This window comes from Rhodobacteraceae bacterium M382 (assembly GCA_025141015.1).
Classification (GTDB): domain Bacteria; phylum Pseudomonadota; class Alphaproteobacteria; order Rhodobacterales; family Rhodobacteraceae; genus Aliisedimentitalea; species Aliisedimentitalea scapharcae.
Genome location: CP081098.1, coordinates 4,206,151 through 4,231,108 on the forward strand (window position 1 = coordinate 4,206,151; position 24,958 = coordinate 4,231,108).

Sequence of the window (24,958 nt, forward strand, 5' to 3'; positions counted from 1 at the left end):
CTCAACCTCGGAATCGACGTTTTCTCCTTGACTACTCCCCCTGTGAGGAGTGATTTGACTCGAGTGCTGAGACTTTGGTTTCTTAAATGAAACGAACAGTTCCCCAAGCGAGCGCATGCATCAAAAGGACAGAAGCATCATGGCTGAAGCGCCAAAGAAACGAAAAAGAGACGCAGAAGCCACCCGCGCCCGTATCCTTCTTGCGGCCAAGAAAGAGTTTTCGAAACACGGATTGGGCGGTGCACGGGTTGATGAGATCGCGGAGCGGGCCAACGCCAACAAGCGCATGATCTATCACTATTTCGGCGGTAAGGAAGATCTGTTCAGCGCTGTACTGGAAGAGGCCTATCTTGACATTCGTACCGCAGAACAAAAGCTGCGTCTGGACGATTTAGCCCCGGCTGAAGCGCTCGAGAAACTCGTCCGTTTCACTTGGAACTACTATCTCAAAAACCCGGAATTCATCACTCTGATTAACAGCGAAAACCTACATCGCGCCAAACATATCAAAGGTCTGGCGACCCTCCCCCAAGCCATGCGCGGGTTGGTCGATATGGTGTCGTCGATCCTGAAACGCGGAGAGGACAGCGGTGATTTTCGCACCGGCATCGACGCTACGCAACTCAACATCACCATTGCCGCAATCGGGTATTATTACCTCACCAACCGCTTTACAGGGTCCTATCTGTTTGATCGTGACATGATGGACAGGGAAGCGTTGAGCGCCCGGTTGGATTTCAATGTGGACACGATTATGCGCCTGGTTGCGGCGGATTGATCCGACCCGATACCATGTTTCCAAACCATGCTACGGGTGTGCCCCGAGTGAACAGGCAAATACAATCGCACCACTTTGGCAGCCTGCGTTCTGTGCGGGTTCCGGTGATCTTGCCAATCAGGCCTCAACAGCTGCGGACAGACCTGCGTCCCTGATCGCCGCCAGCGCGCATTCCACGTCCTCCGGCTCTTTTGCGCCCGACACGCCGATTGCGCCGATCAGTGCCCCCTGCTCATAAACGGGCACGCCGCCGCCCCAAGTCAGCAGGCGTTCTCGCGTCCCAACGCCAAGGCTAAGAGTGGCGCTTTTCATCATGCCGGCACCAAATTCGGCGGATGGTTTGCGCAAAGTCGCCGCAGTATATGCCTTATCAAGTGCAAAACCGCCGATTGGCGGGGCTGTGGCGTCATCCCTGCCAAAGGAGACCAACCCGCCATGGGGGTCGCACACCGCCACGGCCACCGCCCACCCCCGTGACTGTGCATAGGTCAATGCGGCCGAGACCAGAGTTTGCGCCGCGTCATAGGTAATGATGCACTGTGAGAAACTGTTCATGGCTATTGGATCAACCTGTTGATGAGAGTTTTGGGCGCATCGCAGTTCTCTGCGCAACTTTGAAGCGGTGACAGGGGCAAGCCCCGTGCCAGACCGATAGCAACATATCGCACGAACGCACAAGCGCCATCAATAGCACCTGAACCAATCCAGGACTGCGCAGGCGTATGATCCCACGAGTTGATGGGGCGATCCGTTCGTAGAAATGGAAGGAAGCGCTTTGGGCAAATTCGTCACGATAGCGCTTCGCCCACGCACCCCGCTGCCGCTGGACGGCTGCCTCTATGCTTCGCAGCCTTCGCCATCGCATCTCACAGGATTCTCTCTCCATTGTTGCTGGCAGCGTCACGGAAAATCACGCGTCTAGACATCGATGGGGACAAGCCCAAAACGACATCCCATTGGTCATTTTTATATCGACATCGCCGACGTCAGAATCGAAGAAAGTTAGCTTTTTCTCTTTGTGGCGAATGACCGAACCAGCAAGTTCGCCGTTGCGCAACTGGTGGAGAAGGCCAATCGCAAGACAGCCTGAGAGTTCCTTGAGCCTTCTGGAATCTGTGCCTTGGTCTGGGTCCTGGGTTTGGCGGCCACAGTTTGTCCTCCCTCTTGCTGTGACCCAGAACAACGGAACGCCACAGCCGGTATTTGGCGTGATAGCCGGAGTAGCGCTGACCAGTGGGCTCACACCCAAGCCAGTAGCGGATGATCTTGGCGTCGGAATGTCGACGCTGAACAAATCGATCACAGCCCACCGAGATACGGATGTGTTGTCGAAAGTGGATTTGGGCCTCGCCCAAGAGAATGACCGGCTTCGGCGTGGGAGCCGCATTCCCAATGAGACAAGGGAAACCTCAAAAAAGGCCCCGGTGTTCTTTGCGCGCCAAAAGCCGTGAGGTTTAAGTTCATCTAAGAGCACCAATCTTCATTTCCCTTGGCCGGGTGTCAGGGCGTCGCAACCTGAAATTGTTCAGGTAACGTGGGATAATTCGCGAAGTCACCTAGCAGGACCCATAGGGTTTTTGAACGGTGGATGTGTGAATGGTCAGCTGATTAATTCTTGCTGCAAAACCAGCTTTGCACCGCAAGCGGCATGAACAGAAGATCTTGAGAACATCTGGTAAAATATTCGGCGGCTCACCCGCTTGCAATCATACTTTTCCGCTACGCAGCTTCGGTTTCGTTGATCGCAATTCGTTGGCGAATATCTGTTCTTTGCTCTGCAACGGCTTCGGCGTGGCGCTGTCGGACGTGACCATAGCCACGGATCCGGTCGGGCAGCAAAAGCAGCTCGGTCACTTCGGAAGCATTGTCGCCTGTGGCATGTTCCAGAGCAAATTCGATATCCGCCTCGTAATCCGCCAAAATTTGCCGCGCCAGCACGGCCTCGGCATTGTTGCGGAACGGGTCAAAGCGGGTGCCGCGCAATCCCCGGAACCGGTTCATCAGGGCAAAGAAGCGCATCGCGGTCTTGCCTTTGACCGGTCCTTTGACCGGTTTGCCGGTTTTGGGGTCCGTGCCGCCATAGGGCCAGGCCCCAAAATGAAAGGTCAGCTCCATATCGCCTTCGAACGCAGCCTCAAGCGAGGCCTTGAACTCTGGCTTGCAATACAGGCGCGCGACCTCCCATTCGTCCTTGACGGCCAACAGCTTGTAGTACCCTCGGGCCACAGCCATGACCGACGCGGTGCTCAGCCCGGCATCGCGAACGCGAGCCACCATAGCGGAATATCGATCAGCCAGACCCTGCCCCTGATAGTCGACAAGTTCACCCACCCGATGCGCAACGACCTCCTCGACGCTTTGTTCGCGACGATCATCCAGCAGCACGGGTGCCTGTGGGCCCATCATGCGGTCGACGGTTTCGGGTTCGGCAATGGCAAGACGCCCAAGCGCAAAGGCGCGTTTGTTTTTCTCGGCAGCAACCCCGTTCAGGTCAATCGCCCGGTGCAGCGCCTCGATCGACAACGGAACACCGCCCTGCTGCCAGGCCGCACCCAAAAGCAGCATGTTGGCAAACACCTGATCGCCCATCAGCTTGGCGGCCAGAGTCTGAGCGTCCAGAGCTACGACATCATCACCCAGCACGCGGGTCAGGCGTTCGACCTGTTCGTCCCCGCTCAGGGTCCAGTCCGGGTTTTGCGAAAATTCGGATGTGGGAACCACCGTGGTGTCCGTCACGGCCAACGAATTGCCCGGTGTCAGCTTGGACAGCGCCTCGTCCCCGGCAGCCACCACCAGATCGCAGCCGATCATGGCGTTTGCTTCACCCGCCGCGATCCGGGTTGCGCGCATTTGTTCGGGCGCGGTTGCGATCTTGATGTGGGAATGCACCGCGCCGTATTTTTGGGCCAGACCGGTGATGTCCAGGTTCGAGGAATAATATCCATCGGCATGGGCCGCGACCGCCAACGTCTGCCCCACGGTCACGACGCCTGCGCCGCCGATGCCGGACACGAGGATCGACCACGACCCGTCGATCGGACGGGCCGCAGGCATCGGCAGGTGGCTGTCATCAATGGTGATGTCGCTTGCCTTGGCTTTGCGGGGCTGTGCGCCGGTCACGGTCACAAAGCTGGGGCAGAACCCTTCGACACAGGAAAAGTCCTTGTTGCACGAGGATTGGTTGATCTGCCGCTTGCGGCCAAATTCGGTTTCCAGCGGTTCGATGGCCATACAGCCTGAAACGGTCGAGCAATCGCCGCAGCCTTCGCAGACCGCCGCGTTGATAAAGGCGCGTTTGTCCGGGTCCACCCATTTGCCGCGCTTGCGCAGGCGGCGGCGCTCGGTTGCGCAGGGTTGGTCAAAGATCAACACGGTCACGCCAGGAAGCTTGCGCAACTCGGCCTGCACCAATTCCAGTTCGGTCCGGGGGTGTACGGTGACGCCGTGGCCCAACGCCTTGCCGTCGAATTTGTCGGTCTCATCCGTCACCAGGGCGATACGTTCGACACCTTCGGCCCGGACCTGTTCCACCATCTGTTCGGGGCTGATCTCGCCGTCATGGGGTTGTCCGCCCGTCATCGAGACAAAGCCGTTGTGCAGCAACTTGTAGGTCATCGGGGCCTTGGCGGCCACGGCGGCGCGGATCGCCAGCAGGCCGGAATGGAAATAGGTGCCGTCGCCCATATTGGCAAAGACATGGGCCTCATCCGTGAACGGATACTGCCCCAGCCACATCGCGCCTTCGCCGCCCATGTGGCTGATGGAATTGGTCTTGGACAGGTCACGAAACACCGCCATCGTGTGGCACCCGATCCCGGCCAGCGCGCGGCTACCGTCGATCACCTGCGTTGACCGCCCATGCGGGCAGCCCGCGCAAAACGACGGCGGGCGCACCGCCCCGCCCCCAAGCGCCGGGGGGGCGTCGGGGCGGTTCGGCAGTTGCAAGGTGCTGTCGGGTGCCAGATCTTTTGCCGTGCGCACGATCACCTGCGACACAAGGTTAGGGGTGATCTCACCCACCCCCGGAAAGGCGCATTCGCCTTCGTTGGCCGAATAGGGTCGGCCCTGATAGGTCTTGCCAACGATGCGCGGGGCAAGGTCCGAGCCATAAAGCGCCGAGCGGATTTGATCTTCGAGCAGGGCGCGTTTTTCTTCGACCACGATGATCGTGTCGAGCCCTCGGGCAAACTCCTGCAACACCACGTCATCCAGCGGCCAGACCATGCCAACCTTGAGAAGCCGGACAGGCATGTCTGCGATCTGGCCATCACGATAGCCCAACCCGGCCAGCGCTTGATTGAGATCCTGCCAGGACTTGCCCGCAGCCACGATGCCGATGCGCGCGTCCGCGTTGCCCTGAATCTGATTCAGGTGGTTGGCGCGGGCATACTCCAGCACCTTGCGCAACCGCACGTCCCACAGCTTGCGTTCCTGCTCCAGAATGGGCTGGAACGGCTTGATCGAGGTGTCTTCAAGCCCGGTGTCATCGGGCGTGACAATCTGCGGACTGTCGGGGGCCACATACACAGACCCGCCGCCTTCGACCACGTCAGTCACCAGCTTCATTCCCACCAGGGTCGAGGAAAAGCGGCTCATCGCGATACCGTGCAGACCCATGTCCAGCACATCCTGCGCATTGGCCGGGGCCAGCAACGGCATGCCGAGCGAGGCAAAGTTCAGATCCGAATAACACGCCACGGTCGAGGATTTGGCCCCGTGGTCATCGCCCACCAACAACAGAGTGCCGCCCTTGGGGTTGGTCCCTGCCAGATTGGCGTGGCGCAGCGGGTCCATCGAGCGATCCATGCCCGGTGCCTTGCCGTACCAGATCGAAAACACCCCATCGACGCGGGCACCGGGAAACAGGCCCACCATCTGGGCCCCCCATGTGGCCGTGGCGGCCAGATCCTCGTTCACGCCGGGCTGAAAGTGGATGTTGTGCGCCTTCAGCTCTTTTTCGGCCTGCCAAAGGCTCATGTCATAGGTGCCGACAGGCGATCCGCGATAGCCCGAGATGTAGCCGCCCGTGTTCAGCCCCGCCGCCGTGTCCCGTTTGCGCTGCTGGATCGGCAGCCGCACCAGCGCCTGCATGCCGGTCATGTAAACCCAGCCTTCGTCTTGCGACAGGCGGTCATCAAGGGTCATTTCAAGGCGCTTGGCGCGGAGGTGTTCACTCATCTGGGGTGCTCCTGGAGCAAATGGGTCAGGCGTGTGGGTCAGGCGTGTGGATCAGGCGTTTGGATCAGCTGCGATGGCTTCGATTTCGACCAGCGCGCCCGGAATGGCGAGCGCCGATGTGACCGTGGACCGCGCCGGGATGTCCGCGCCAAACGCTGCGGCATAAGCGGCGTTGAATTCGGCGAAATTGGCCAGATCGGTCAGCCAGACTGTGGTCTTGGTGACATGGGACAGGTCGGCCCCGGCCGGCGCCAGAACAGATTTCAGGTTGGCGATGGCCTGTGTGGTCTGCGCGGCAATACCGCCATCGACCAGCTTGAAATTTTCATCAACGCCCAAAGCCCCCGAGCAAAAGATCAGCCCGGCGGCGCGGGTGGCAGGGACAAGCGGCACAGTTGCGCCATTGGGCAGGACCGGTTGGGAACCGATGCGGGAAACACTCATGGGTATCCTCTCTATTCAGCGATTGCGGCAAAGGGGTTTTCGACCCGTGGCCAGTAATTGGTATCACGTTTGGTAAATGGAATGATGGTCATGTCTGGTGTCACGATACCCGGTCCACGCACATGAACAACCTCTGATGCTATTGGGGCAAAGGCGGCGTAGAAATGGTTGGTCGATTTAACCACCAGCGCGCGCATCTGCGTGATGTCCAGTCCCAGATCGGTAAAGGCCGACGGGTTGAAACATTGGGTGCGTTCCGACGACAGGATGACATGCACCCCGTCCGCCTCAAGCCAGACGCCGGTGCCCATCGCCATCTCGGTGTCGCCCAGTTTCATGCTCATATTTTCACGGATGGCGCGGACCGTGACGGTCAGGTCAATCGGATGGCCCGAAAACGCGCAGATCTTGCCGCCCAAACGCACCCGCATCGTCGCGCCGACACCTGCGTTCTGGCACATGCCGATCAGAACCGGCTCCCAGAACAGGGCAAAGGCAATATCCTTTGTCCCGCGATCCAACGCTTCTTGCAGGAAATAGGTGGAATCGCTTGGCGCACCGCCCCCGGCATTGTCGGCCATATCGGCCAGAACAACCGGGAATTGGGTCGCCTGATCCACCCGGTCCAGCGCGGTTGCAATGTCGGGATAGACCCCGCGCAGCCCTTCGCGGATAGACCACAGATCAGCAGCAAAACGTTCGGCTGTGTCCGTGGCCTTAGCCGCATTGCCGTCGGCAATCACCAGCATGCGGGCCCCAACATCGGCCACATCCGCCCAGGGAAACCCGTGGGTCAAGGACACTGACAGAATGCCATCCTTGCCCTCGGCGTCTTTCATCGCCTGCACAAAGCCTTGCCCCGGTTCCTTCATCGTTTCGATGATGGTCAGCATCCGGCAATCGGCCATGGCCATCACCGGGTTTACCTTGCCTGTCGCCGTATCCGCCGCCATCTGGAACAGCTCGCGCGCGCGGTCTGGGCTGTCGATATGGGGGTATTCCTTGTAGTTCACGATCAGCGTGGCGTTGGTGATCATCTTTGCGGTCAGGTGGTTGTGCGGATCCAATTCCAGCCCGATGACGGCCCCGCTGCCAAGGATCGCGCGCGCGCGTTCCATCAGATCGCCTTCGCAATCGTCATAGCCATCCGCCACCATCGCGCCATGCATCGAGATCAAAAAGATGTCGGGCCTATGAGTTTCCAAATCGGCCAGAATTTCGTCGCGATACCCTTCGTAGACCTCGCGCACCGTGGGGCCGGCGGGTTGTGCCACGGCCGTCAGACTTTCGATCACCTGCCATCCGCGCGCCTCGGCCGCCATGCGCCATTCGATCAACGGGGCGCTGAACAGGTTGCCGGGCTGCTCGGTCGCGGTGCGCGTGACCATCGCCTCTTCAAAGGACAGCCGCCCTGTCGGGATGGGGGAAAAGGTGTTCGTTTCGGTCGCAAGACCGGCAATCAGGAGTTTCATCTTGTTGTCCTTGTTGTCCGTTCAGTCCCGGCTCAGGTCCTTGGCCAATTGCGCCGCGACGTGAACGGTGATGATTGCAAAAGCGATTGGAATGGCGACCGCAAAGACGATCATCGACAGATCCATGGTTTCGGCCTGACGCCCCGATTGGCGGGCAATAAAGCCGCGCGCGGGGTTCATGTTTGCGCCGAACACCGAATACCACAGGATCGGTGCCACAAAGATCATCGTCGCCCCGGCCCGCAGAATGGCCCAGATCCCGCCGCGGGCCTGCATGGCCGGAAACAGCGAGGGATCGGCCCGCAGCCGAAAGGCGCAGGATGCCCCCAGAACCCCGGCCCAGACCATCGTGTAACGGGCCAGTTCCTCGGTCCAGACGGGGGGCTGATCCAACAGGTAACGGGCGACGACCTGCCAGCCTGCGATAAGCACCAACAGGATCACTCCGATCATGGCACCTGTCATTGCAAACCGGTTCAACACCGATGAGAGCTTGTCCAGTGTCTGTGCCGCCGCCCGCATCCCCGTTACTCCGCCACGGCTGCTTTCCAGGCGTCCAACGCGCCCTCGGGCAGCGGCAGCACACCATACAGCGGCTCGGTTGCCGCCCGAAATTCGGCGCGCGCCTCGGGGCTGAGTGCGGTGACGGTGATGCCCGCCGCCTTCAGCTTGTCGATGACCGCGCCCTGATGACCCAGCCAATCCCGGTTCGCCGTCCGCGCCGCAACAACCGCTGCTTCGACCTGTGCGCGTTCTTCATCGCTCAGGCTTTGATACCAGTCTTCTGACGCCAGAACCGCGCGCGAGGATGGCACCAGATTGGCGTCGGTGAAATGTTTGATAAAGCTGGTGTGCCCGAACATCAGCGGCACGATGGGCGGGTTCAGATACCCATCAGCCACGCCGGTCTGCAGCGCGTTTGGAACCTCGTCCCAGCTGACAACCGTGCCGGTCGAGCCCCAGGTCTTGAAGACTGCGATCTGCACGTCATCCAGCGCCCGCATCCGCAAATCCCCCAGATCCCCCATCGAGGCGACCGGATGTTTGGTGTTGAAAATCCCGGCGCCGCCACCGATCAGGGCCACGTCCAACACCCGCACGCCCTTGGCTGTGGTGGCTTCGTTGATGCGTGCCAGCATACCGTTGTCGATCAGCGCGCGGTCCAGCTGCGCCACATCGTCAAAGAAAAAGGGCAGCACCATCGCCATGATCGTGCCGTCCAACTGACCGGCGGCTTTGACATCGCTCAGCGACACTTCGAGCAGGCCCTGAGACACTTGGTCCATCTTCTCGGCTTCACCGCCAAGCGCGCCGCGCTCGAACTCTTCGATCTCGAACCCTTGGGCCTTGAGGTGTTCACCAAAGGCATGGGCCCAGACATAGCTGCCCGAGTTTTCCAGATCACGCGGTGTATCCAGTGCGATCTTGGCGGATTGCGCCGACAAGGGTGCTGCAAGTGCCAGAGACAGCACAGCGGCCAGTCCGGTCAATTTGGGTGTTATCCAGCTCACGTCATGTCCTCCATTGGAACTGTTTTCAGATCATCAGATCCGGTCTGGTAAGAAGATGGAGAGTGCGAGTTCTTTCGTCCAATCGATTTATTTCACCGGTTTAATTCAAAACTCTTATTGCCCTACCAGATTCCAAACAGGCGCGGCAGCCAGAGGCTGAGGTCAGGGACAGCCACCAGCAGCGCCAGCACAGCGATCTGCGCGATCACAAACGGCATCACCTGGCGGGCAAGTTTCCAGTAATCCAGCCCCGTCACTGTCGACACCACCAGCAGACACCCGCCCATGGGGGGCGACACCAGCCCGATCGACAAGTTGAAGCAGATGACAATGCCCAGATGGACCGGGTCAGCCCCATTGGCGATGGCCACGGGTGCCAACAGCGGCACCAGCAGCGCCAGCGCGACCGGAATGTCAAAGACCATGCCCGCGATGATGAACAGAATGTTCATCGCGATCATGTATTCGACAGGCCCCAGTCCAAGATCCTGAATGGTCGACGCAATCGACTGTGGAACCCGTTCCAGCGCGGCCAGATGACCAAGGGTTGCCGCCGCGCACAGGATCACAAAGATCGACCCGGTCAGAACGGCGGTGCGTTTGACGCTCTCGCTTAGATCGTTCAGCGTGAACCCGGCATAGGCGTACCCGGCCATAAACGCGGCAACGACGGCCACCACGGCTGCTTCGGTTGGTGTGGTCCAGCCCAGAACGATGCCGCCGACAATGATCACCGGCAAAGCCATGGCAGGCAGCGCCGTCAGGAACGAGCGCCCGATCGGCGGGGCCTCACCCTTTTCCAGGCGGGGGTGGTCGTCGCGGATGGCAAACCAGGCGTTCAACGCAAACAGCGCCGAGGCCAGGATCAAACCGGGCACGATCCCGGCAATGAACAGCGCCGCAACCGAGGTCTGCATGATCGCGCCATAAAAGATCAGGATGATCGACGGGGGCACGATGGGCCCGATGATCGACGACGCCGCCGTGATCGCACCAGCGTAGTATTTGGAATAGCCACGCCGCTCCATTTCGGGCACCAGCGTGTTGGACAAGGCCGCCGAATCCGCGATGGCCGAGCCCGAGATACCGGCAAAGAATACCGAAGTCATGATATTCACATGCCCCAGCCCGCCGCGCAGTCGGCCAACCAGCGACATGCTGAAATCGATCAGCGCCTTGGTGACACCGCCGCGGTTCATCAACTCTCCGGCCAGAATGAACAAGGGCATCGACATCAAGGAAAACACGCTGATCTGCGAGAATACTTTTTGCGGCAGAATGGCCAGATAGCGCGCATTGTCGGTGGCAAAGAACCCCAGCACCGCCGCGCCACCGATGACATAAGCCACCGCCAACCCCGAGGCGAGGAACAGCCCCGCCGCAACCCAGACGACCCCGATCATGAGGCCACCAAAGCGGGCCGAGCGGGCGACAGCGCCGCCGGGTCCAGACCGGCGGCCATGATATCGCCCGGAAGAGCGCGACCCAGAACATCGGCGGCCGCAAACCGCGCCAAGGCCGGTGCGGATTGGATGCCATAGCCCCCTTGCCCCGCCAGCCAATAAAAACCCTCCACGCGAGCCGAATACCCGGCAACTGGTGCCTTGTCGGCGACAAAGCTGCGCAAGCCCGCCCAACGGCTGTCGATGCGGCGCACCTCTAGCTGAAACGCCTGTTCGATCCGGTGCACACAGACCGCCACATCCATTTCGTCGGGTTGCACGTCCGACGGTACGTCCGGGTCTTCGTTTGCGGGTGAAATCAACAGCTTTCCCGCATCCGGTTTTAGATAAAACTCTTCGTCCACATCGATAATCAACGGCAGGTCGTCCACTTCGACTCCCTGTGGGCCCTCAACCATCAGCGCTGTGCGTCGCAAGGGTTTAAGGCCGACGGCTTCGGCCCCGGCCATCGCACCGATCTGATCCGCCCAGGCCCCGGCGGCATTCACGATGGCGGTGGCCCTGACCCTGCCCGCGGCAGTTTCAATGCACCACTGGTCCGCGTCACGGGTCAGCCCAGTGACCTCGGCCCCGGTCAACAGATCGCCGCCTTGCGCCTTGAAACTGCGCAGATAACCCTGATGCAGCGCCGCGACATCGATTTCGGCCATGCCCGTATCCCTAAGCGCGCCTGCGGCATAGCCCGGCTGCAACAGGCCAATGCGCTCATTCAGCCACGGTGCATCAACCTGCTGAATGCCCGGAACATCCCCCAGCTCAGCTTTCATCGCCGCCAACCTGTCCATCTGATCGTCGCGCGCCAGAAACACCGCATCAATCGGGGACAGCAATGGCGCGTCGGCGAACCCCTGGGGCGGTGCATCAAAGAACCCGCGTGAGGCGCGCGTGAGCGCCCGGATCGGTGCCGGCCCGTAGGATGGCGCATAAACGGCGGCCGATCGCCCGGTGGTGTGATAGCCGGGCTGGCGCTCCATCTCGAGCAAGAGCACGCGGGAATGGCGCGACAGCTCGGCCGCCACCGAGGCCCCGGCGATGCCTGCGCCGATCACGGCAATGTCGAATGCGTTGTTCTGCATAGTCACTCCATTCGCTTTGTTTATTGTCGGGGGCGGTTTTGACCGATACCCTGCATGACGCCAAACCGGGGATCCTGCCCATGAACCTTCGCCAGCTTGAACATTTCGTCCTTGTCGCCGAGGAACGCAGCTTTCGCCGTGCCTCGGAACGGGCGCACCTGTCGCAACCGGCGTTGAGCCATTCGATCAAGGCACTGGAAACGCAGCTGGACACCCAACTGTTCCGGCGCACCAACCAACTGGTCGAGATGACCGCCATTGGCGAGGCGCTGCTGAGCCACGCGCACAAGGTCCTGTTTGATGCCCGCAATCTGCATGATCAACTGTCGGTCCTGAAAACCGGCGGCTCGGGACATGTGCGCATCGGACTTGTGCCAACGTTCGCCTTCAGCTTTGGCGGTCAGGTGATTGCGGATTGGCTGTCGGACCGACCGGGTGTCAGCATCGAGGCGGTGTATCAGACCACCGCGACGCTTGAGACAATGCTGCGCGCGGACAAGATTGACCTGTTTGTCTGCGACATGCGCAACATCGAACCGGACGCCGAAATCGAGCTGACCCCCATCGGTGTCTTTCCCGGCGGTTTCTTTTGTCGCGACGGGCACCCGCTGTTGGAGCGTGACGGCCTCACCCTGGCAGATGTGGCCAATTACGGGCTGGCGACGGTCCGGGTTCCGCCGAGCCTGCGCAGTGTGCTGGTCAAGGAGATGCAGATTTCCAACCCCGAGGCCCCCGGCATTCGGGTCGAATGCGATGCCATTACGGTGCTGCGTGACGTGACGCTGAAATCGGACGTGGTGCTGATGGCCAATCCGTTCAACTTTCGCGAAGATCTGGAAAGCGGTCGGCTGGTGCAGTTGACGCTGGACTTTGACCTTGAGATTCACTGGGCCATTGCGCGATTGCGCAACCGGATCCTGTCGCCTGCGGCCTTGGTCTTGATGGATATGCTGCATGACACCCCCAAACGCGCGCTGGATGAATTGCAATTGTCGGCGCCTTGATCCCAGCCATGATTTCAAAGCCCGCACGCTCAGCAAAGCGAATTAAATTCATGACTTCGATAAAGTAACCAAATGAACCTGAGAGTTCAGCCCGTTACCTGATCATCAACCGCAAAGATTTTGCCTGGATTGAACAGGTTCTGCGGGTCAAACGCCTGTTTGAGCTGCGCCATCACGTCATAAGCGTCACCATGTTGCGCGGCCATATAGGGAATCTTGCCCATTCCGATCCCATGTTCGCCCGAAATCGTCCCGCCCAGTTCCAGCGCCAATTCGTTCAGCTGCCCAACCAGATCATGTGCGGCGGCAACTTCGGCTGTATCCTTGGGATCAATCAGCACGCCCATGTGAAAATTGCCGTCCCCCACATGGCCCGCCATCGGTGCCAACAGCCCATACCGATCCGCCAGATCCCGTGCGCGCTGTACGCAATCGGTCAGGGCCGCCAGCGGAACACAGCAATCCGTGATCAGGGGCACCGCGCCGGGGCGCAACCCGCGCGCGGCAAAGTAAGCTTCGTGGCGGACCTTCCACAGACGGTTTCGGTCTTCGGTCTTGGTGGCAAAGGCAAAATCGTGAACACCCAGGTCCTGCGCGATTTCGCGGAACCGCGCGACATCTTCAGCGACGCTGGTTTCAGTGCCGTGAAATTCCAGAAACAGATGTGGTTTTTCCGGCAGGTTCAACACCGGGTCATATTGGTTCATGCCGCGCATCTGCACCTCGTCCAGAAATTCGGCGCGGGCCACAGGTATGCCGCACTGTATGGTCGAAATGACCGTCTGCACCGCCGCTTGGATGCTATCGAAATGGCAGGTGGCGGCGGCGATGTGTTCAGGCTGACCAAACAGGCGCACGGTCAACTCGGTCATGATGCCCAACGTCCCTTCGGAGCCGACAAACAGCCGCGTCAGATCATAGCCCGAAGACGATTTCCTGGCCTGTGTCCCGGTTCGGATCACGCGCCCGTCGGCGGTGACAACTTCGAGCGCCAGAACAGTATCTGCCATTGTGCCATAGCGCACGGTGTTGGTGCCCGACGCTCGCGTGGCCGCCATGCCGCCAATCGTTGCATTGGCACCCGGATCGACGGTGAACATCAGGCCGGTCGCCCGCAACTCGGCCGCAAGCTGCTCGCGGGTGACGCCAGGCTGCACAACGGCGCACAGGTTTTCTGGCTGCACATCAAGCACCCGGTTCATCCGCGAAGTATCCACCGACACCCCGCCATGAACAGGAATGACATGCCCTTCGAGCGAGGACCCGATACCAAAGGGAACAATCGGACAGGCGTGTTCGGCGCAGATCGACACGATCCGGGCCACTTCGGCGGTTGTTTCGGGAAACACGACCGCATCCGGGAGCGCCACTTCAAAGCGCGATGCATCCCGTCCATGCAGGTCACGAACGCTGTTCCCGGTCGAGAGGCGATCACCAAAGACCGCGCGAAGGTTGTCGATGGCAAGGTGGCGGTCTGACGTCATGCGGCTTGATCCCAGCTGAAGCGAAAAGAGGCACCCGAATGGCTGTTCGGACTGATGCTCTGGATATGGATGCAAGCGCTGATCTGTCTAATGAAACAATCTCATTGCGTTGATAAGGGACGAAAATACATGAATAAAGTCAACAAGATGACCTCAATGTCGAGGCCAGTATTTCTGTTGGGCGTTTGCCGGGCTTTGATGCACAAATCGACTGAGCGACACACTGTGTGAATCCAGCACGACCGCTGGGAGGCATGAGCAGTTGGGCCCTGACAAAAACAAGACCACGAACTGGTCGTCCTACAATGATGCAGTGAGGCAGCGGGGATCGCTGTTGATCTGGTTAAACCGGACAGGATCTGAATCCCGCCACCGTCGGAAAGCGTGGTCGCCAGCATCGTTTCTCGTGCACGCAAACATGCACTACCGGGCAATGGGTGGAACTAGTATCGCGCGCGAATACGACGATGCGATTGCCACCCGGAATGCCCATGTTGTTATTCCGCATCCCGGTGCTCAACCGCTACACCGCTCTTGGCATACCTGTCACAGAGGCCGTAGGGCAAGTTCGTCCGGGGAAAGGGGACTTTCGTTTGGAACCCGACTTGTGCCACCAAGCTCAACTACTGCATAACCTCGCGGCGAATTGGTTGACCATTGTCTGCGTCAAGAATCAATTTGCTGTCGTGAACAACCAACTCACCACCAACCAGCAGCGTCTGTACACCGGTTGCTGGCCGATTGGCATTGGCGAAAGTTGCGTTGTCTTTGATTGAGTTCGGATCAAATACCACAATATCCGCATCCATCCCAATCTGGATACGGCCCTTTGAACGCATTTGCGGTACGAACTCTTCCAATGTCTGCGCAGGCAACAACGACATCTTACGTATTGCTTCGTTCAAAGAAAGCAAACCGCGTTCCCGTACATAGGACCGCAGCACTTTGGCAAAGGTTCCTGCAGAGCGAGGATGACTGAAGACATTTTCAGGCAGCGGCCAAGCGTCACCAGTGTAAGTCTGAATCACGCCATTTTCATCAAAGTACGACCAAAACACGGCATCGGACGCAATCACAACAGCAGGATGCATGATTGATGCATCAATAAGCGCCAATTCCTGAGGCAGATCTTCGTCAAGATAATGCCACGTCACAAAGGTGCCGGGTTCGTTGGTTTGATAGTCGGTCAACTCTTGTTCCGTGAGCCTTCTGTCGCCAAGCTGGAATGCCTCGGCCGAGGTGTTCAAACGCTCTTGCCAGTTGTCGCCACTGAACATGGCTGATCCAATGACCGTGTTCCCCGCACCATAGGGATAGGCCTCAATCGTAACCGGAATACCGGCGGATTGAGCCCGTTCAAACAAATCAAGGTTCACCAACGCATCTCGGACCGAGGTGCTATTGATGTGGCATATGTGCATGTGCGCACCCGTCAGGGCCGCATTGGAAATCAGCTCCTTAACGGCATCAAAAGACCCATTGGGTTGCTGTTCACCGATGTAACGAACATGCGTATAGGTCGCGACGTCATACTGTTTCGCCAATTCAGCCAGCGCAAAATACTCTTTCTGACCATATCCCGGGGCGTAGCCGGCATTGATGCCAATCCCCAATCCACCTTCTTTCAACCCTTGTTCAACAAGACCAAGAATGCGTTTGCTTTGTTTGGGAGTAGCGATTTCGTTTTTCCAGTCGGATTGTGCCTGCGCATCCTGAAAATAGGAGGGTATCGCCAAAGGATCATTGCCTGCAAAGGTTGCGATCCGTCCAAATGTCCAGGCTGCCGACGCCCCATAGTTTATCGGTGTCATTTGCTTGGCCTGCGCATCATACCAATCGCCGATCGGCAAAACACCGGATTCCAACTCCAGAATTGTTGTGACACCCTGCATGGCTTGCATTCGCATATCACCAACGGCCATCCCATGAGCGTGAAGGTCGATAAAACCGGGCGCAACAACGTGGCCCGCAGCATCGATCACAACCTCGCCCTCCAAAGGAAACTCGCTGACGGAAGCTATTTTGCCATCCTTAATGGCCACATTGCGGATCGCATCCAGACCGGTTTCGGGATCAATAACTCGACCATTCTCAAGGACAATATCGTTGGCGAATGCTGAGGTCACTGAAATGCTGAGCGCCAATGCAGAAGCGAAAAATTTCATAGAGTATCTCCCTATTTCGAACCTTAGGTGCTTGGCCGAGGCAACCATTGTTTCGGGCTGTGGACATTGAGATCCAAATACGACGTGTCTAGAACCTGATGAGTACCTTCCAAACAGGCGGCAGTCTGCGCAAGTAAAATTCGTCCATGACGTGCATCCATCGCACGACACGGGTGCTTTTCAATAAAATACTTGCATTGGATTTTTGTCACAAGGGGCCATTGCCCGCCACCGGCTGCAGCCTGCATCCTGATCCGTCACAGCGAAGGTCAGCTTTCACAACCCTCGTCAATTGCCTAGCCTAAGACCCGAACAAATACCACCGAGGGCCGAATGAGGTGTTCTGCTTATATCGACAGGCGCGGATGGATTCATTGCCAGAACGGATAGCAGCGTTAATTGGCTACAACTGCTGGAAAACCAGAGGCTGATATGGACGAGAGTTATATCGACTTTGCGACCGCCATGAACACGGTTGATTGCATGATCATGGGGCGCAAGTGCATGGAGAAGATCAGCAGCTTCGATCTTTCGCCCAAACAATGGCCTTATGGAACGATGAAGGTCATCGTTCTAAGCAACACGGCTCAAACACCCCGGATCTGTCATATCGGGGATGCACCCCACATTGCCGACATTCGTCGCACCTCCAAAAACTCTTAGGTCGTGACCATGCACTGTGCGGGACACTGGGCGGGACAAAGCCGCCCCTCATCGGGATCAGTTTAACAGGGTCTTCCTGCGCCTTCCCGACATTGAGCGGCGGTTACGAATGCTGCAACGCGATCCATACACAGGAGACGCGCATGCGTTATGCAGAATTTTGGGGCGCGCATGACGACACAGCAGACGAAATGAGTTTCCACTGAGGCGATTGAAACGGCAGATTTGAAAAACCCGTTGTCATGGCTTACAGAATGTTACTTTATAAAATAACGAACTTGAAATGATGGAGTCCAACACATGAGAAAACGCGCGGCGGCCCGGCAAGATGACGTCCTGAGCGTGCTAAAATCATGCGACAGGCCGATGACAGCCTACCAAATTCTTGAACGACTTCAGGTCGGGGAACCTGACATTGCCCCGCCGACCGTTTATCGCACGCTTTCGGCGTTGACCGATCAGGGACGTGCGCATCGTTTGGAATCCATCAAGGCCTTTGTCCCGTGTCGCTGCAGTCACGTTGAAAGTGTGCCTGTTCTCGCGATCTGCGAGGATTGCGGGTCGGTCGATGAACACGATGGAAGCGACCTCCTGCCACAACTCACAGCGCTCACAGATCAAACTGCATTTCGCGCGGATCGGCACATTGTTGAGATTCACGGGCAGTGCAGGACCTGCGCGGCCTAACCCACCCTGCTTTCAATCATACCGGATTTATCATGAAACAGTCCCTATCTCTCTTTGCTCTCCTTGCAACGCTGCCTGCATTTGCCGAAGACACACGTCAGCTTGACGCCCATGAACATGGCGTTGGGGCGCTGAACATTGCGATTGATGGAAATATGGTCGCGATGGAGTTCCATGCCCCTGGCGCGGATATTGTGGGATTCGAGTATATAGCGGAAACTGACGCTGATCTCGCCGCGATTGATGCAGCCGTATCGACCTTGGGTTCACCACTTGATCTATTCGTTTTACCCGCTGGCGCTGGCTGTACGGTAACTGCTGCTCAGGCAGAATTGGAAAGTGATGACGAACACGACGAACATGAAGAAGAACATCATGGCGACGACCATGATGAACATGCCGACGAAGCGGGTCACACCGAATTCCACGCGGAATATACGCTGACCTGCGGCAAACCCGAAGCGTTGACTGAGATTACCTTTGCCTATTTTGAAGCGTTCCCGAACGCAAAAGAGGTCGACGTTCAGATCATCAGTGCCTCTGGGGCACAGGCATATGAAGTGGAACGCGATGCGCCTGTGTTAGATCTTGGGCGCTGAACTCAGGTGACACAGGCGGTTCTTTCACTTTCGGATGTCAGTTTCCAATGGCCGGGGCGGGCAGGGTTTTCCCTGACCGTGCCCGATTTTTCGGTCTCAAAGGGTGAGTCGGTGTTGTTGCTGGGGGAAAGCGGGTCGGGAAAGTCGACACTCTTGTCGTTGATCTGTGGCACAATTCTACCGAACAGGGGTGTTATCACAGCCGCGAACCAAGATGTCACGGCGTTGTCTGGTGGTGCGCGTGACAGGTTTCGGGTCGAACAGATCGGCGTGATTTTTCAGCAGTTCAATTTGCTGCCTTTTGGCGCGGTTATGGACAACATCCTTCTCCCTTTGCGCTTTGCTCCCGAACGCCGCAAACGCGCAGGGAATACCAAGCAAGAGGCGGTACGTCTTTGCGCGGCGTTGGGTCTGCCGCAAGGGGTGATCCGCGCCAAGGCCAACACCCTGAGCGTGGGTCAGCAACAGCGCGTGGCGGTTGCACGGGCTCTGATCGGGCAACCGCCCTTGATCATCGCGGATGAACCGACGTCGGCGCTGGATGCCAACAGTCAAACTGCATTTCTCGACCTGCTGTTTGAACAGATAGACGCGCACCAAACCTCGCTTTTGATGGTCAGTCATGATCCCCGCCTTGGGGAGCGCTTTGACCGCGTTGTCCGTATGGAAGATATTGCACATATTGAAAGGGCGGCGGCATGATTTTTCGCCTCGCCATCGCGTCGCTGTTTGCCCGCGCTCTGACAGTTGGCATGACCATTCTTGCAATCGCTCTGTCCGTGGCGCTTTTTCTTGGTGTTGAAAAGGTGCGCACAGGGGCCAAAGCCAGCTTTGCCGACACGATTTCCGGGACTGATTTGATTGTTGGTGCGCGCTCTGGTTCCGTGCAGCTGTTGCTTTACTCGGTATTCCGCATTGGCAACGCGACGAACAATGTGACGTGGGAGAGCTATCAAGACATCGCAGCGCGACCCGATGTCGATTGGATTGTTCCGATTTCATTGGGGGACAGCCATCGCCAGTTTCGGGTCATGGGCACGACCCATGCTTTTTTTGAACATTACAAATATCGCAGAGGCAAATCCCTGGAAATCGCTGATGGTGCCATTTTGGACGATCTGTTTGACACGGTTATCGGCGCAGATGTCGCCGCGTCTCTGGGCTATACCGTAGATGACCCGATCGTTGTTGCGCATGGGCTCGCCTCTTTCACAGAACACAAGGATCAGCCTTTCCGCGTGTCAGGTATTCTGAAAAAGACGGGTACTCCTGTGGATCGCACTGTGATCGTGAGCATGGAAGCGATTGAGGCGATCCACGTTGATTGGCAAGGCGGCGCACAAGTTCCGGGTCAATCTACACCTGTCGACGCGATCCGTGCCATGAATCTGACGCCAAAAGCTGTGACTGCCGCCCTTGTTGGCGTCAAAAGCCCTTTGCGGAGCTTTGCCCTACAGCGGGCGATCAACGAGTATTCAAAAGAACCGTTGCTTGCGATCTTGCCCGGTGTCGCCCTGCAAGAGCTTTGGGGCATTGTCGGAATTGCGGAAACAGCCCTTTTGGCGGTATCTGCTATGGTGGTTGTCACTGCGCTGATCGGCATGATGGCCACAATTTTTTCGAGCCTCAATGAACGCCGCCGCGAGATGGCGATCTATCGGGCCATGGGCGCGCGGCCTGTAACAATCCTCGGCATGCTGGTTTTTGAAGCAACGATAATTGCAACCATCGGTGCTTTGCTTGGGCTGGCGCTTCTCTACGTGGGCCTGATTTTGGCGCAGCCTATTGTCGACAGTGCTTTTGGTCTTTGGCTGCCGATTGATGCGCCCGCGATGCGCGAAGTCTGGGTCATGCTCGGTGTCGTCTGTGCTGGCGCAATCGTGAGCCTTGTACCTGCACTACGGGCTTACCGAATGTCTGTTGCCGATGGTATGATGGTAAAAACCTGATGCTGAACCTATGGGTTTTCAAAGGATGAATCGTAGGTCGACACAGATGCTTTTGACCGGCGCTGCGATTACGCCACAGTCGACGCTTGCGGCGACACCGCAAGAGATCATGTGGAACGATCTTATTTCACCTGGTGTGGCGTATTCCGAAATTATCGGCCAAGGCGAGATGGACGAAACCAACGACCAGCGGACTTCGATCGACGATGCAGATGCCGCCAAATTGAACGAAGAACTTGACGGCGCGTACATAAAAATGCCCGGGCTCGTTGTTCCCTTTGACCTTGGCCCGGAAGGCGTGACAGACTTTATGCCCGTGCCTTATTTCGGCGCATGTATCCACACGCCTCGGCCAACCGATAATCTATGGGACCCCATTTGGGTCACTGGGCTGATGCGCACACAATTGCCATCCACCAATCTTAGCCAGACTGGATACGCGATCACGGCCGATGAAATGGAGATCTATGTATGGTGAGCAAACTTTTTAAAAGACGTATGGTTTTGGCCAGCATGGCTGCGACTATGCTCGTGCCCGGAAATGCGCGGGCCGAAGATTTCATCGACCTCGTTTGGGAAGACCTGCTCCCCGAAAACGAAACAGCGATCCCCAACTCGTTACGTGGGTTCATTGAACACGACAACAATAGCCTCTCAAGTCAACAGCCGACGTCCAGTGGCGTTCGGGCGGACTGGAATGGGAAAGTCGTTCGCTTGCCCGGATACATTGTTCCGGTCGACTATGACGGCACCGGTGTCACGGCGTTTCTGCTTGTGCCTTATGTTGGAGCTTGCGTGCATGTACCGCCACCTCCCGCCAATCAATTGGTCTTTGTAACGACAGAAACCCCCTATGAAAGCGCTGGCCTGTTCGAGGCGGTCAACGTGATTGGGAAGTTTAGCGTGTCGTCCATTCAGACCCAGCTCGCCGACGTTGGGTATATCCTGTCGGCAGATGATATCGAACCATTCTAAGGTAAGTGCCAGCTGAGCATCAGGAACATCACGCTGCTGATACCAACGTTCAAATCCATATTCTGTTTGCCAGGAATACGTTTTACCAAGGTGACCCAAATTTAAGCCGAAACCTCACAAACCGCCATTGATACCCTGCACAGCGTTCGTCAGTTTGAGCTCAGAACTGTCATGCGGTGCCACAGCAGGCCCCTCTGAAACCTCACTGATTGAAGATCGGCTTTCAGCATTGCTGCCTGATTGCTTGGCGACTGCGGAGAAGGACCGGCGATGGGTGAAAGAACCATCCTCTCGCAGTGGTCACAATGACCGCTGGCCATGGACAGCTTCCTTAGTGGCCGTGTGTGAAAACGAGGCACCACCCCTCCCCACGAACCGGGGTGGGTTCCCTACTATTGAGCGTGTCTAAAGTGGAAAATGGGAGTCCGCGGCCCGTCGTCGGGGCCCGCGCCATTCGGCCGCGACCATTCGTGCGTTGCGTCTTATAGTCAATATTGGTAAAAAAGCTTTACCACCTCGAGAGGAATCGCTTCTATGCCCGTGATTACGAATATTGATGATCTCAAACGCATCTATCAGCGCCGGGTCCCCCGGATGTTCTATGACTACGCGGAAAGCGGCAGCTGGAGCGAGCTTACCTTTCGTGAGAACACCACCGACTTCGACCTACTGCGCCTGCGCCAACGGGTGGCAATAGACATGACCGGCCGCAGCACGGCCAGCCAGATGATCGGTCAGGACGTTTCTATGCCCGTCGCATTGGCACCTGTTGGATTGACTGGTATGCAGCACGCCGATGGCGAAATCAAAGCCGCCCGCGCTGCTGAGAATTTCGGGGTTCCCTACACACTGTCCACCATGTCGATCTGCTCGATCGAAGATGTCGCCGAACACACGTCAAAACCGTTCTGGATGCAGGTATATACCCTCAAGGACGATGATTTCATGCAACGGCTGTTTGATCGGGCCAAGGACGCCAAATGTTCCGCCGCAGTGATCACCGTGGACCTTCAGCTTTTGGGTCAACGCCACAAGGATCTCAAAAACGGCCTGTCGGCTCCCCCCAAACTCACTGTCAAATCTGTCACCAACATGATGACCAAGGTCCAATGGGGCCTTGGAATGCTGGGAACCAAACGACGCTTCTTTGGCAATATCGTCGGCCACGCCAAGGGCGTCAAAGACCCTTCGTCGCTCAGCACATGGACCGCCGAAGCCTTTGATCAGGCCCTGGATTGGGATCGAATCCGCGAGTTTCGCAAAATGTGGGACGGACCGCTGATCATCAAGGGCATCCTGGACGCCGAAGACGCCAAGGCTGCGCTGAATGTCGGTGCGGATGCGATTATCGTCTCCAACCATGGGGGGCGCCAACTGGACGGCGCACTCAGCGCCATCCGTGCCCTGCCCTCCATCATGGATGCGGTGGGAGACAAGATCGAGGTCCACCTGGACAGCGGCATCCGCTCTGGCCAGGACGTGCTCAAGGCCCTGTCGCTGGGTGCCAAAGGCACCTATATCGGACGTGCCTATGTTTACGGACTGGGCGCGATGGGGGAACAGGGCGTCACCAAGGCGCTGGAGGTCATCCACAAGGAACTCGACACCTCGATGGGCCTGTGCGGCGTGCGCAAGGTGTCCGATCTTGGCCGTGACAACATGCTGGTCCCCGAAGATTTCGCCGGTCGTTGGGCCTGAGGAGATTGGTAAACTTGCTTTCCCGGGTGGATTTCATGCCCCGGGAAAGCATGCGCGGAACACCCTGGAATGGTGAGGTGCACAACCAGTCCTCAACTGGGGCCCGAACCCGGCGTCACCTGAACACGAACAGGCCGCCGAATTTGCAGCGATTGCCCCTTCCCAACCCCGGCAAAACCGTCTATATGCGCGGCTTCACGCGGGGATACAGCCTTGGAGGATCCCTGCCCTAACATTTGGAGAATTATCATGGCTGGAGAGATTCCTGATCTCGTAGCTCTGGAACGGACGGGGACAGGCAAGGGCGCCGCTCGTCAGGCACGCCGCGACGGCATGGTTCCGGGTATCGTTTTTGGTGGCGACGTTGACCCGCTGGCAATCAACATCCCGTTCAACGAACTGCTGAAGAAGCTGAAAGCAGGCCGTTTCAAGTCGACCCTGTTCAACCTGAAGGTTGAAGGCCACGACGATGTGCGTGTGATCTGCCGCGACGTTCAGCGTGACGTTGTCAAAGACCTGCCCACCCACCTGGACCTGATGCGCCTGCGCCGCACCTCGAAAATCAACCTGTTCATCCCGGTTGAATTCATCAACGAGGAAGAAGCGCCCGGCATCAAAAAGGGCGGTGTTCTGACTATTGTTCGCCCCGAAGTCGAGCTGGTCGTGACCGCCGGCGACATCCCCGAGAAACTGACCGTCGATCTGACAGGTCTGGAAATCGGCGACACCGTAACGATCTCGTCCATCACGTTGCCCCAGGGCAGCAAGCCGACCATCGACCGTGACTTTGTCATCGGCAACCTTCAGGCTCCGTCGGGCCTGCGGTCGGCTGACGATGAAGAGAGCGAAGAAGGCGAAGCAGAAGTCGAAGTGGCTGCAGAAGAATAAGATCTCATTGCCCCTGTGGCATGATGATTGTGAACGGGACCCAGTCGGGTCCCGTTTTTCGTTAATCTGCCTTGTCACTGGAATTCCGAGCTGTTTACAGGCATTAGACGTCCCATAGGTTTGTCGGAGAACTCTGCCATGAAATTGTTTGTCGGCCTGGGCAATCCAGGGTCCAAATACAGCGGGAACCGCCACAACATCGGATTCATGGCGCTGGACCAGATTGCAACAGATCATGGGTTCGGTCCCTGGAAATCCAAATTCAACGCCCTCATCACCGAAGGAACGTTGCAAGGTGTGAAAACGCTTCTGCTCAAGCCACAGACTTTCATGAACAGGTCCGGGCAGTCGGTCGGCGAAGCCATGCGGTTTTACAAACTGACACCGGATGATGTTTTCGTCCTTCATGATGAATTGGATCTGGCACCGGGCAAGGCCCGCGTCAAACAAGGCGGCGGCCACGCCGGCCACAACGGATTGCGGTCGATCCACGCCCACATCGGCGCGGACTATGGCCGGGTGCGGCTGGGAATCGGGCATCCCGGCCACAAGGACCAGGTGGCGCGCTACGTGCTCAACGATTTCGCCAAAGCGGATGCTGATTGGCTGGATGATCTGATGCGTGGCATTTCTGATGGGGCCGGAGCGTTGGCAAAAGGCGACGGCGGCAAGTTTATGAATGCCGTCTCGCTGCGCACGGCACCGCCGCGCTCCTCAGGTGGGCAAAAGTCTACCGGCCCAAAACCTGCAACGCCCCAGCCGAACCAAACGGCCCCGCAGCAGCAGCCACAACAGCAACAACCGCGGCCCGAAGCCAAAGAAGATGCGACATCCACCAAATCCCCCCTGCAGCGACTGGTTGATAAATTTCGATAGCTCCCGGTGACCCCAAGGCGGTGGCATCAGGGCGGTTGCCGCAAGGTC

Annotated in this window: 22 protein-coding genes and 1 pseudogene; 13 read left to right on the forward strand and 10 right to left on the reverse strand. The window is 58.0% G+C overall.

Annotated elements, in window-relative coordinates; all coding sequences use genetic code 11:
• Positions 1–139 precede the first annotated feature (139 nt).
• Complete coding sequence (locus K3727_19480) at positions 140–778, forward strand: TetR family transcriptional regulator (GenBank protein ID UWQ90900.1); 639 nt, start codon at positions 140–142, stop codon at positions 776–778.
• A gap of 117 nt (positions 779–895) precedes the next feature.
• Here K3727_19480 and K3727_19485 read toward each other — a convergent pair whose 3' ends face one another.
• The gene (locus tag K3727_19485) at positions 896–1,333 is read right to left on the reverse strand and encodes a heme-binding protein (GenBank protein ID UWQ90901.1); all 438 of its coding nucleotides are present in this window, start codon (positions 1,331–1,333) and stop codon (positions 896–898) included.
• 653 nt (positions 1,334–1,986) lie between these two features.
• On the opposite strand from K3727_19485, the pseudogene K3727_19490 reads away from it, so the two are divergent.
• Positions 1,987–2,243 (forward strand): annotated as a pseudogene (locus K3727_19490) (IS3 family transposase).
• Positions 2,244–2,497: 254 nt separating this feature from the next.
• Here K3727_19490 and K3727_19495 read toward each other — a convergent pair.
• From K3727_19495 to K3727_19525, 7 genes are all read right to left on the reverse strand, one after another.
• Complete coding sequence (locus K3727_19495; protein ID UWQ90902.1) at positions 2,498–5,956, reverse strand: indolepyruvate ferredoxin oxidoreductase family protein; 3,459 nt, start codon at positions 5,954–5,956, stop codon at positions 2,498–2,500.
• A gap of 51 nt (positions 5,957–6,007) precedes the next feature.
• A complete protein-coding gene (locus K3727_19500) occupies positions 6,008–6,400 on the reverse strand; it encodes a RidA family protein (protein ID UWQ90903.1) in 393 nt (130 codons plus the stop codon).
• 11 nt (positions 6,401–6,411) lie between these two features.
• Positions 6,412–7,872: a M81 family metallopeptidase gene (locus K3727_19505; protein UWQ90904.1), complete on the reverse strand. Its 1,461-nt coding sequence runs from the start codon at positions 7,870–7,872 to the stop codon at positions 6,412–6,414.
• A 21-nt stretch (positions 7,873–7,893) separates the two neighbouring features.
• On the reverse strand, positions 7,894–8,394 hold the full coding sequence (locus tag K3727_19510) for a TRAP transporter small permease subunit (protein ID UWQ90905.1): 501 nt from the start codon (positions 8,392–8,394) through the stop codon (positions 7,894–7,896).
• Positions 8,395–8,399: 5 nt separating this feature from the next.
• Positions 8,400–9,335: a TRAP transporter substrate-binding protein gene (locus K3727_19515; GenBank protein UWQ93465.1), complete on the reverse strand. Its 936-nt coding sequence runs from the start codon at positions 9,333–9,335 to the stop codon at positions 8,400–8,402.
• Between the two features lie 170 nt (positions 9,336–9,505).
• Complete coding sequence (locus K3727_19520; GenBank protein UWQ90906.1) at positions 9,506–10,786, reverse strand: TRAP transporter large permease; 1,281 nt, start codon at positions 10,784–10,786, stop codon at positions 9,506–9,508.
• Positions 10,783–11,922, reverse strand: coding sequence for an FAD-binding oxidoreductase (locus K3727_19525; GenBank protein ID UWQ90907.1), 1,140 nt, complete (start codon positions 11,920–11,922; stop codon positions 10,783–10,785). Before K3727_19525 ends, K3727_19520 begins: the two co-directional genes overlap by 4 nt.
• Positions 11,923–11,960: 38 nt before the next feature.
• Between K3727_19525 and K3727_19530 the strand changes: the two genes are divergently transcribed.
• Positions 11,961–12,926, forward strand: coding sequence for a LysR family transcriptional regulator (locus tag K3727_19530; protein UWQ90908.1), 966 nt, complete (start codon positions 11,961–11,963; stop codon positions 12,924–12,926).
• 86 nt (positions 12,927–13,012) lie between these two features.
• Here the strand turns inward: K3727_19530 and K3727_19535 are convergent, their stop codons facing one another.
• Positions 13,013–14,410, reverse strand: coding sequence for an FAD-binding protein (locus K3727_19535; GenBank protein UWQ90909.1), 1,398 nt, complete (start codon positions 14,408–14,410; stop codon positions 13,013–13,015).
• A 623-nt stretch (positions 14,411–15,033) separates the two neighbouring features.
• Positions 15,034–16,575 (reverse strand): amidohydrolase family protein, encoded by a 1,542-nt coding sequence (locus tag K3727_19540; GenBank protein UWQ90910.1) that lies wholly within the window; start codon positions 16,573–16,575, stop codon positions 15,034–15,036.
• 432 nt (positions 16,576–17,007) lie between these two features.
• Between K3727_19540 and K3727_19545 the strand changes: the two genes are divergently transcribed.
• From K3727_19545 to pth, 10 genes are all read left to right on the forward strand, one after another.
• A complete protein-coding gene (locus K3727_19545; protein ID UWQ90911.1) occupies positions 17,008–17,238 on the forward strand; it encodes a hypothetical protein in 231 nt (76 codons plus the stop codon).
• A gap of 300 nt (positions 17,239–17,538) precedes the next feature.
• The gene (locus K3727_19550; protein UWQ90912.1) at positions 17,539–17,925 is read left to right on the forward strand and encodes a transcriptional repressor; all 387 of its coding nucleotides are present in this window, start codon (positions 17,539–17,541) and stop codon (positions 17,923–17,925) included.
• A 32-nt stretch (positions 17,926–17,957) separates the two neighbouring features.
• Entirely contained in the window at positions 17,958–18,524 is a 567-nt protein-coding gene (locus K3727_19555) for a DUF2796 domain-containing protein (protein UWQ93466.1), read from the forward strand.
• A gap of 6 nt (positions 18,525–18,530) precedes the next feature.
• Entirely contained in the window at positions 18,531–19,226 is a 696-nt protein-coding gene (locus tag K3727_19560) for an ABC transporter ATP-binding protein (protein ID UWQ90913.1), read from the forward strand.
• Positions 19,223–20,473 carry an ABC transporter permease gene (locus K3727_19565; GenBank protein ID UWQ90914.1) on the forward strand — a complete coding sequence of 417 codons (1,251 nt, stop codon included), beginning with the start codon at positions 19,223–19,225 and terminating at the stop codon, positions 20,471–20,473. Before K3727_19560 ends, K3727_19565 begins: the two co-directional genes overlap by 4 nt.
• 25 nt (positions 20,474–20,498) lie before the next feature.
• Positions 20,499–20,951, forward strand: coding sequence for a DUF3299 domain-containing protein (locus K3727_19570; GenBank protein ID UWQ90915.1), 453 nt, complete (start codon positions 20,499–20,501; stop codon positions 20,949–20,951).
• Complete coding sequence (locus tag K3727_19575; GenBank protein ID UWQ90916.1) at positions 20,945–21,448, forward strand: DUF3299 domain-containing protein; 504 nt, start codon at positions 20,945–20,947, stop codon at positions 21,446–21,448. The genes K3727_19570 and K3727_19575 overlap by 7 nt, the downstream gene beginning before the upstream one ends.
• A 534-nt stretch (positions 21,449–21,982) precedes the next feature.
• Entirely contained in the window at positions 21,983–23,146 is a 1,164-nt protein-coding gene (locus K3727_19580) for an alpha-hydroxy-acid oxidizing protein (protein UWQ90917.1), read from the forward strand.
• 249 nt (positions 23,147–23,395) lie between these two features.
• The gene (locus tag K3727_19585) at positions 23,396–24,034 is read left to right on the forward strand and encodes a 50S ribosomal protein L25/general stress protein Ctc (protein UWQ90918.1); all 639 of its coding nucleotides are present in this window, start codon (positions 23,396–23,398) and stop codon (positions 24,032–24,034) included.
• Between the two features lie 138 nt (positions 24,035–24,172).
• Complete coding sequence (gene pth / locus K3727_19590; GenBank protein UWQ90919.1) at positions 24,173–24,910, forward strand: aminoacyl-tRNA hydrolase; 738 nt, start codon at positions 24,173–24,175, stop codon at positions 24,908–24,910.
• The last annotated feature ends 48 nt before the right edge of the window (positions 24,911–24,958 follow it).